We start from the raw sequence: 10,000 nt of genomic DNA on the forward strand, positions 1-10,000 counted from the left end.
CCCAATTATTGATTAGTAGTCAGGATGCATTGCTTGAAGTAGATCCTCAAGGCGACATTTTACGTATCAACGCCGCTTTGGCCAAATTATGGCAACTGGATGCAAACAGTGTAAATCAACAGCCTCTATCAGCTTTCCTTCAAGCCCTGCTACCAAATCAACTGCCTCAGTTTTTAACACATCAACACAGCACTTTGCTTTGTCTGGATCATCAGCATCATGAAATCGAGCTGAGCCACAGGTCTTCTACACCAAACCAGTTACTATTGAAACTGGAGCGATTGGAACCTTTGCCACAATTCAGCTCAGACTTATCAAATCTGAGCAATTTGCTGAACCACCAACAGGCCTGTCAGTTGCTCGACCATTACATTGCTGAGCAACAAGGTTTGACCGCTGCTGCAGTGCTGGATATAGATAATTTCAGTTTGATCAACGACGCCATGGGCTATTACAAAACTGATTTATTAATCAATAAAGTTGCCACTTTGCTGCAACAGCAACTCAAACCAGGTCAACATCTGGTGTACTTATCTGGCGATAAATTTGCTTTACTTTTTAGCAAGTGCTCGGATGAAATGGATTTGCAGCTGCAAATAAGTGAATGTCTATCGGTATTTGATAAACCCGTAATGCATGACGAACGATTAATGCAACTAAATTTTAATCTGGGTTATGCCATTGCACCGCTCGACACTATTCTCTCAGAGAAGTTACTGAAATATGCCAACTTGGCCTGCCGTACCAACAGAAATAACCAGCATCATTTTTATATGCGTTTTGAGCAAGCAATTCTCGATAGTAAAAAGCAGCAGTTTGAAATAAGTAACGCACTCTACAGTAATGTTGAGCATACCGGCTTTAGCCTCAATTTCCAGCCCAAAGTTAGTCTTAATGACGGCAAAATCCGTCAGGCGGAAGTTCTGCTGCGTTGGAACCATCCGGCTCTTGGCAGTATATCTCCTGCTTTATTTATTCCTATCGCTGAACGGGATGGGCAAATTATCCGTATAGGATTTTGGGTATTGGACCAGTCTCTAAGTACTCTGGCAGAATTCAATCGGCAGGGTCTGGAGCTGGAGCGGCTCAGCATTAATGTATCAGGCAGGCAGTTGCAGGAACCAGGGTTCGGTGCTGAGCTACGGCAACTGTTAAACGCACATCAGATCAAACCAGAGCAGATAGAGCTGGAAATAACTGAAACCTATCTGATGGAAGATCTGCAATTAAGTCATAAAGTGTTGTCTCAATTGCATCAGATTGGTGTACGTATTTCGATGGATGATTTTGGCACAGGTTATTCATCGCTGGCTTATCTAACCAAACTGCCAATAGATGAAGTGAAATTGGACAGATCCCTGATCACTGAGCTCAGTAGCGATTTACAAAGCCAGGGCATGGTCAGAAACATTATCCGTATGGCGCATGATTTGGATCTGGTAGTTACCGCTGAAGGCATAGAAACACAAGAGCAACAGCAATTGCTCAAAATGATGGATTGTGACCTTATTCAGGGTTATTACTACAGTAAACCCGTGTCCAGAGACGACTTTGTCGTAATGCTCACACAGCAGCCTTTTGCAGGAGAGCATTACCATGGCTGATAAAAATTTTCTGGTACTTTTGATCGATGATGATGAGCTGCTGTTAAGGGCACTAAAACGTACCTTAAGTCGTATTTTACCGCACTGGGCTGTAGAGACTTTACAGGATGCACATCAATTAACCGAACGCTTGTCAAAAGGAACACTGCCGGATGTGGTATTCACAGACAGATTAATGCCTGGCATACACGGCGAGCAAGTATTGCAACAGGTACAGCAGCTGAGTCCTATGGCGTTACGCTGCATACTAACAGCTGATAATTCTGCCGATTTATTAGTGCAGGACACCGCGCTTATCCATTTTTTTCTGGCCAAACCTTTTACCGACGAGCAACTGTTGCAGGTTTTTGCCTGTGCAGAGCTTTTGCAAGCGCTGAACTTTTCTGCAGCCGAACGGGCATATCTTGGCCGGCTTTCTGTACTACCAGTGTTACCACCTTTGTATCAAAAAATAGAAGCTACGCTACACAAAGCAGAATTCCAGCTGAAAGATATCGCAGAATTGATCAGCCACGATCCTGTGGTCAGCAGCAGGTTACTACAATTAGCTAATTCAGCTTTTCTTGGATTTTCCCGATCAACTATTTCCTTAACTGAAGCCATCAACAGACTTGGACTGGATATGATGAAGTCCGTTATATTGGCGTTAAAAAGCGGTCTGATTTATCAAAATCATCTTAGTACAGCACAACACCAACGTATCACGGAGCAAGCCTTTCATCAGGCCTGTCTGGCGCGCTACCTGTGTAAGCAGGCAGACCTCGGTTCAGAGATACAGGATTATGCGTTTTTAGTGTCTTTACTGGATTGCCTGGGCTGGATGGCGGAACATCTGCAACAACCATCAATGGCGGATGAAGACGCTTGTCATTTCTCAATGATATCCGCCTATTTACTGACCTTGTGGGGCTTTGAACAAAGCATAGTGCAGGCCGTCATTCTGCCTGATGAATTATCGGACTGCAGTTCTATACCCGGTGTAGTGCACTGGCTCGCTCACAAGGCCGCTCAGCATAAAGATTTTCAGCTTAATGAAAACGACCAACATATAGTGGAGTCATTGCAGCTCTACCCTGCCTGGACAGAGCTGCAGGCCAGTCTTAAGACCAGCTAACCCAGCCAAAGTACCAGGTGGCCAGAATAAACAAACCAAAGGCAATGCGGTACCAGGCAAAAATTTCATAACTATGATTCGACACAAAACGAACAAAAGTCCTGACTGCTACCAATGCACTGATAAATGCAGCCACAAAACCAACAACAAACATTGGCATTTGATCAAAATTCAGCACATCGCGGTGTTTATAAATGTCGTAAAAAGTCGCTGCAAACATAGTGGGCACTGCCAGGAAAAATGAAAACTCAGCCGCCACTTTACGATCAAAGCCAAAAAACAGCCCGCCGATAATGGTTGCGCCTGATCTTGAGGTTCCGGGGATCATCGAAATGATCTGTGCACATCCTACTTTTAGTGCATCTTTCCAGCCAATTTGGTCTACATCATGAATCTTCACCTGATGTACGCGGCGTTCTGCATACAAAATAACCAAACCACCCAGCACCAGCATGGTGGCCACAGTGATAGGGTTAAACAGATACAGCTTGATGTACTTAATAAATAACAGTCCAACTATAGCGGCGGGCAAAAAAGCAACAAACAAGTTCAATACAAAATTTTGTGCGTTTTTGTCGTGTGTAATGCCTGTTGCAACATTGATAAACCGCTGACGATATTCAAAAACTACAGCTAAAATGGCGCCAAGCTGGATGGCCACTTCAAAAACTTTGCCTTCGTTATAAAAATTGATTAAATCTCCAACCACAATCAAATGACCAGTGCTGGACACTGGCAGAAACTCAGTTAAACCTTCCACTATGCCTAGTAATAAGGCCTTGAGTAAAATTATAAAATCCATTGGAACACCATAATTCAGGCTGATAGCCCGGAGATTCAGACAAGTGGGTTATTATCAGCATCTGATCGCCGCTTGTCACCCTGATTCCTTCATAACTGAATGAGATCAGTCAAAATAATCCCCAATCGCTAAAAATATTTATGCCGTAAACAGTGATTATGCGAACCGGATCCTCTAGTATCTATGTATCATTTTTTTCAAATGGAATTTTATTTTTGTTTCAGAATAATAGCGTAAGGCATTCTGAACCGTCGTTTTTGCGCCAGCTTTCCTATGTCAGCGGACTAAGTCTGTTTGGCATAGTGGCGAATTTACTGGCGCTGGAACTCCCCCTCAGCACGCCTTTACTCTTAGGAAACCTGGCTTTTATATTGGTCATGCAGCGCCTGGGCATAATCTGGGCTCTGCTTTGTGCCGTGGTGGTTCTATCCCCTCTGAACTCGCCGTTATACTGGATATGTTCTCTATTACAACTACTGGTGTTTATTCCTTATGCGAACACCGCCCGCAGACGTTGGGTCGCAGTCGTATTGCACTTTCTGGCTACCTTGGTTTTATTTCTCTGGCTGCCAACAGAGCCACAACCTTTCATCTGGGTGCTGTTAAACGCGCTCATTATTAGCAGTACACTGATCGTTTTAAAACGCTGTGTCCGCTTATTCGAAATTCAGGCAGCGAGTCTGGCGCAAAAGCGCCAACAACCTTTTAAATCTTTACTGGGCAGCAGAATAGCACTAATGGCAGCCATTCCGTGGGCGCTGATGATTAGTGTATTACTGCACGGCACCATAGTCTTGAATTTATCTGGCCATGTTTCTGAATTGACCACGCAACAGCAATATATTGAAGGTCAGCTTCATCAGAAGTTATCTTCGTATCAGGCGGAATTAAAACTGGCGTCTGACTATGCCCGATTGGTAGGTGATCAGGAAAGTCTGCAACAGTTAGTAAAAAGCCAACCAGAATTCATTTCGGCGTTGCGTACCGATGCTTCAGGCCTGGTCACCGCTTTTTTTAAAGAAGCTGCGGCGCAGGATATCCTTGGCCATTCAGTTGCTTATCGCGATTATTTCAAACAACCAAAACAAAGTTCACAACCTTACATCAGCGATGTATTTCAGGGAAATAAATTAGGCCAGGACTTGCTTTTTGCTTTAAGCAGGCCACTGTATCAACAAGAGCAATTTAACGGTGTACTGGAACTCTCAGTTGCCCTGAACAGGCTCACAGGAGCACTCGAAGTACAACATCCCGATCCGCGCTTACAGCTTTTATTAACAGACGGCGCCCAAATGAAAATCTGGGGCTTAGCCGATTCCCATGCTTCAGGCCAGAAAGTGGCTTTTGATAATGCGGCCTTGGCCGAGTCCAGAGCCTATTTAACCCACTCGCCTTTTTATCACCAAAGTCATATGCACTTTAACCAGACAGGGGACAAAATACGACTGGACAGTACGATAGACCATACCAATTGGCAACTATTCCTCTATTGGGATCACGGTCATCTGGCGCTGTATTATCAATTTTTGACATTGCTCGCTTTGTTAACACTGCTGGCGGGCATAGAGTTATTGTCCCGCAGCAGTCAGAGATTTGCTTCAGGTTACACTGTGGCATTGCAACAATTAATCACGACAATTGAGGGTATAGAGCTTGGTTCGTCCACTGCGCCAAAGCAACAACTGGACAATTCAGCATTAGAATTTGAACAGTTGCTAAGTAGCTTTACTTCATTGCAACGTCGTCTTCAGGCCGGTCATCAGGCGCTACAATCGGCTTTGGAAGAAAAAACTAATCTAAGCCAACAACTGGAGCAACGTGTCGCTGAACGCACCGCAGAGTTATCGATAGAACGCGACAAAGCTCAGCAACTAGCCTTAGCTAAAACCCGGTTTTTAGCTAATATGAGTCATGAACTGCGTACGCCTCTGACTATTATTCTTGGATTTATTCAACAGGCTTTAACCAGATCTCATGATGCCCAGCTGCTAAATCAACTGCAGACTATAGACAATCAAAGTAAGTTTTTGCTGCAGATAGTGAACGATATTCTGGATGCAGCCAAAATGGATGAAGGTAAACTCCCCTTGGAATTACAACACTTTGAGTTGCAACCGCTGCTCAATGAGTTGCACCAGAGTCTGTTACCTGCGGCGCAAGAGAAAGGTCTTCATTTTAGCCTGCAAAGCCGCTATCCCTTACCCAAAACTTTATACAGCGATCCGCTTCGACTGAAACAAATTCTAATGAATCTGCTGGGTAATGCCCTGAAATTTACCCAACAAGGCGAAGTCCGGTTATCGGCAGAAATAAAACAAGGCCAGCTAAGCTTGTCTGTAACCGACACCGGGCCAGGTATTAGTGCCGATATGCAGCAAAAATTGTTTTCCGCTTTTGAACAAGGTGACCCCGGTATCAGCCGGCAGTTTGGTGGTACTGGTTTAGGTTTATATATTTGCAAACAACTGGCCGATTTAATGGGGTACCAACTTGAACTGCAAAGCGTCCCCCTACAGGGCAGCCAGTTTTTTTTAAGGATCCCACTGCCCGTTAAAGCAGAGCTGCTACTAAAAGCGCCGGTGCAGACTAGCAGTAAGCTGCAGGTACAACAGCAGATCCCACAATTGAAAGGTGCTGTGCTTATCGTCGATGATGTTCCGGATTTACGTTTGCTGTTCAGTACTTTACTCAGTGCTACAGGGCTAGAGCCGCAAACAGCGCGGCACGGACTGGATGCTTTGCATAAGGTAGCAAATCAGCAGTTTGATCTCATACTGATGGATATGCATATGCCCGTGATGGACGGACTGACCGCTTCGCGTGAACTCAGGCGTCAAGGTTATCAGATACCTATTATTGCCTTAACGGCCGACGTTCAGGCAGAACAACGTCAACTTTGTCTGGAAGCAGGCTGTCAGGCCGTATTGACCAAACCAGTGCAAGCTCAAGTGCTGTACGACAAAATAGCAGAATTTCTACCAACAAAAAGTGCAGTTCAGGCTCAATCAGATGTTCAGCAACAATTAGATCAATTAACCAGCATGTATAAGGACTCTTTGCCCACCGTCGCACAGGAACTGGAACAATTAGTGCAATTAGAGGATAAGGTCGCGACTGAGGCGTTGCTACATAGAATTAAAGGTACCTCAGCCTGTTTTGGTTTTACCCGCATCAGTGCTCTGGCAGCGGCCACTGAACGGGCATTAAAAGAAAACCACTGGCCTGCAAAGCAATTAAACGAACTACTGCAACAAATCCGGCAAGAACAGCCTTAAAGCCTGACCGCGCCATGGCGTTGCACCTTTTGCTCTATGGCCAGACTTAACAAGTCCGGTTTGGCACAGACCAGGCTAAACAGCTTAGCTGCTCTGGTAATACCGGTATAAATCAGTTCGCGCGTCAGCACAGGGCTGAACTGGTCCGGTAATACCAGCACCGCATGGCGAAACTCCGAACCCTGCGATTTATGCACCGTAATGGCAAAAGCGGTTTCAACTTGCTGCAAACGACTGGGCAAAACCCAACGCACAGCTTTACTGTTGTCTTCTGATGCAAAAGCCACAGCCAGGATCCATTTGCCCTGATAAGGTCTGGATAAACAAAGCCCCACATCGCCATTCATCAGGCCAAGCGCATAATCGTTTTGTGTCACCATCACAGGCCGGCCCGCATACCACTGACTGCTTTGCTGACTACTGTGCTGAATAAGCCCGGCCTGCAGCAACATTTTTTCCACCGCCAGATTCACCTGCTCCACACCAAAGGGGCCCTGCCGCACCGCACAAAGCAATTGGAAGGCCGAAAAGTCAGTCAACACCCGCTGCGCCCACAGATCGATCTGCTGCTCGGTGGCGTCCAAGGCCGGGCCTTGCGCCATGCCAGTTAAATAAAACCCAAATCCCGCTGCATCCTTAAGCTGAGACTTGCCTTGTCCCGTGAGTACAAAGGATTTGAGCTGCCTGAAATCCGTCACTTCCAGATACTGCAGATCGGCATAAACAGACTGGCAAATAGCAGCGACTTCCGCGCTTTGGCCACCATTCACCGCAGCGGCTAATTTGGCGATACCACTGTGGGGGTCAAATCTGTGGCTGACTCTGAGCATACCTATTTGCTGTTCCAGCGCTTTGCCTTGCGGGCTGATTAATTGCTGCGGCAGTGCTACAGCAGAGAGTTGGTTTAACCAGGCTGCAGTGTCCGGCCAATAATGGCCCTGCTCTGCCCATTGGCACAGTTGTGCCATTAAAGCTCCGGCTTCCACTGAAGCAAGCTGGTCTTTATCGCCTAATAAAATCAACCTCGCATGAGCTGGCAAGGCCGACAATAACGCTGCCATCAGCTCCACATCCAGCATTGAGGCCTCATCAACCACCAGCAGATCCAGCGCTAAAGGCTCAAATTCATTTTGCTTAAACTGCCGGCTTTGCGCTCGCGCGCCCAATAACTTATGCAAAGTGGAAACATCAGTCGGCACCTGGCTTTTGATCTCAGCCGATGCGGGCTGTTTATCAAGTGTACTGCGGATCGAGCTTCTAAGCCGCACTGCCGCTTTGCCTGTAGGTGCCGCCAGTTGAATGGTCAAAGGTGCAGCGCCTTGCTGTTGCTGTAATTGCTGCAGCACCAGCAGTAATTTCACCACAGTAGTGGTTTTGCCTGTGCCTGGACCACCGGTAATGACGCTGAAGCTGCTGCTGGCCGCTATAGCGCAGGATAAACGTTGCCAGTCCACTGCATTAGCCGCGGTTGCTGGAAACAGTGGATCCAACAACTGGTTCAGTACAAATGAATTGATAGTCTGGCGCAGCTGCTGACTGCGCTCACTGCTTTGCTGCAAATACAATGCGATCTGCTGCTGATAGCTAAAATAACGCCGCATATACAAGGCGTTGTTGGCATACACAAAAGGCTGATTGTTATCCTGTTCTAACTGAAACAAATCCGGATAAAGCGCCATCAGCGCCAGCCAGTCTTGTTCCGACTGCTGCGGCAGTCGTTGTAATGGTAAACACAAATGGCCCTGCGACAGCGCAAAGCTGCACTGACCAATCAACAGCGCAAGCGCAGCTGGCAACTGTTGCTGCTCACGGAAAAAAGTCACCAGAGCTTTATCCAAAGCCCGCCAGTCTTTGCCCTGCATCTGCAGTTCCAATAATTCTGAATCAGACATGCGCCAGCTCCTTAGCAACCAATTGCCCTTGCAGCAGAGCGTCCAGCTTGTTCACCAGCACCAGCGGAATATCCACTGCAAGCACACCTTTGCTTGCCGCCTCACCACCACGCAGGAACCAATACAAAGCGCCGCCTAACTGCTGCTCTGGCTGGTAGCCTGGCAGGCGGCTTTTTAATAAACGATGGATAGCCACAGCATACAAAGCTGCCTGCACATCGTAGCGATGCGCCAGCATTTGCTGGACTAAGGCCGGGCTGTCGTACTGGCCATCCGCTATGTAGTTCGATTTATAGTCCAGCACCCAGTAGCGGCCATCCTGCTCCAAGGTTAAGTCGATAAAACCTTTGAGCATGCCCTGCAGCTGAGTGGTGCGAAGTGCTGGCCTCGGCCATTCCGACCACAGATACTGCTGTACTAAAGCGTCCAACTGCGCGCTGCTGCACTGCTCGACCGACAACCAAAACTCCAGTTCTGCGCGGTAACTACCGTCCTTAAGTGTGCTTAAGCTGGTCTGTTGATCCGGCCAAAGTGGCGTTTGAATCAACTCCGTCAGCCACTGCTGCAACGGCAACAAGGCGGCTAAATGGTCGGTTTCAGGATAAGGTGCTTGTTGCTCAGCCCAATAGCGGATTTGCCAGCTGTGCTCTGACAATTGCTGCACCAGGCCATATTTCTGCGTTAATGGGCCTAAGCCCTCTTGCCATAACTCCGGCTGCTGCGCTAACCGATCAAAACCCTGAACTGCGCCCCACTCCAGGGCATCATGTAAAAAGGTACCAGCCTGACTGCCACGGACAAATCCCTGCGCCAAAGTCACAGCTTTGGCTGCTGTTGGTTCCATTTGCTCCTGCACTTGCTCTGCCGCCAGTTCCTGCTGTAATTCCTGAAACAGCTCTGCCGCTTTACTATCCTGCTGATGTTGCTCCAGCAAGGCACTGTAACTGGCGATCCACCACAGCTCTTTGACGGAGCGGGTCATCTGGGCATAAGGCAATAACTCAACGTTTTGGTCCTGCAACAGCACTTGCGTGCGCTGCTGTGCTAAGTTGTCGGCCAAGCGAATATCAGGCTGTGCAAGCAAAGGTGATAACTGCTCTGGCAAAGCCACAGGCGACAGCAGCGCGTCATCCGACAGCAGATAACCAATGGCGCTTTGCTCTTTGACTGGCATCAGCCCCACCCAGCAATAATGCCGCGCCCTGGTTAAGGCCACATAGAGCTTACGCATATCTTCGGCCAAACGTTCGCGCTCAGCCTGCTGAGTTTGCTGCTCAGTGGCTTGCAGCACCACCCTGAGTTCACCATCCTGG

The 10,000-nt window shown here is 47.5% G+C and carries 6 protein-coding genes; 3 read left to right on the top strand and 3 right to left on the bottom strand.

Features of this window, described 5'->3' with window-relative positions:
- Positions 1 to 1,604: bifunctional diguanylate cyclase/phosphodiesterase (locus tag LDL40_RS07830; protein ID WP_300994706.1), on the top strand; the 1,604-nt coding region annotated here is incomplete at its 5' end.
- Positions 1,597 to 2,718: an HDOD domain-containing protein gene (locus tag LDL40_RS07835; protein ID WP_300994707.1), complete on the top strand. Its 1,122-nt coding sequence runs from the start codon at positions 1,597 to 1,599 to the stop codon at positions 2,716 to 2,718. The genes LDL40_RS07830 and LDL40_RS07835, both read left to right, overlap by 8 nt.
- On the opposite strand, the gene LDL40_RS07840 is transcribed toward LDL40_RS07835, so the two are convergent.
- Positions 2,705 to 3,520, bottom strand: coding sequence for an undecaprenyl-diphosphate phosphatase (locus LDL40_RS07840; RefSeq protein WP_300994708.1), 816 nt, complete (start codon positions 3,518 to 3,520; stop codon positions 2,705 to 2,707). The genes LDL40_RS07835 and LDL40_RS07840 overlap by 14 nt on opposite strands.
- A 215-nt stretch (positions 3,521 to 3,735) precedes the next feature.
- Here LDL40_RS07840 and LDL40_RS07845 point away from each other — a divergent pair, with 215 nt between their 5' ends.
- Entirely contained in the window at positions 3,736 to 6,795 is a 3,060-nt protein-coding gene (locus LDL40_RS07845) for an ATP-binding protein (RefSeq protein ID WP_300994709.1), read from the top strand.
- On the opposite strand, the gene recD is transcribed toward LDL40_RS07845, so the two are convergent.
- Both recD and LDL40_RS07855 read right to left on the bottom strand, forming a co-directional pair.
- On the bottom strand, positions 6,792 to 8,687 hold the full coding sequence (recD, locus tag LDL40_RS07850; protein ID WP_300994710.1) for an exodeoxyribonuclease V subunit alpha: 1,896 nt from the start codon (positions 8,685 to 8,687) through the stop codon (positions 6,792 to 6,794). The two genes, LDL40_RS07845 and recD, sit on opposite strands and share 4 nt — an antisense overlap.
- On the bottom strand, positions 8,680 to 10,000 hold a 1,321-nt coding region (locus LDL40_RS07855), incomplete at its 5' end, for a PD-(D/E)XK nuclease family protein (RefSeq protein ID WP_300994711.1). The genes LDL40_RS07855 and recD, both read right to left, overlap by 8 nt.

This window comes from Rheinheimera sp. (assembly GCF_020217005.1).
In the GTDB taxonomy this organism is placed as follows: domain Bacteria; phylum Pseudomonadota; class Gammaproteobacteria; order Enterobacterales; family Alteromonadaceae; genus Pararheinheimera.

Bases quoted from the DNA above. Each gene is read 5' to 3' on its own strand.
- LDL40_RS07835 (WP_300994707.1), top strand. From the start codon at position 1,597: ATGGCTGATAAAAATTTTCTGGTACTTTTGATCGATGATGATGAGCTG.
- LDL40_RS07840 (WP_300994708.1), bottom strand. From the start codon at position 3,520: ATGGATTTTATAATTTTACTCAAGGCCTTATTACTAGGCATAGTGGAA.
- recD (WP_300994710.1), bottom strand. From the start codon at position 8,687: ATGTCTGATTCAGAATTATTGGAACTGCAGATGCAGGGCAAAGACTGG.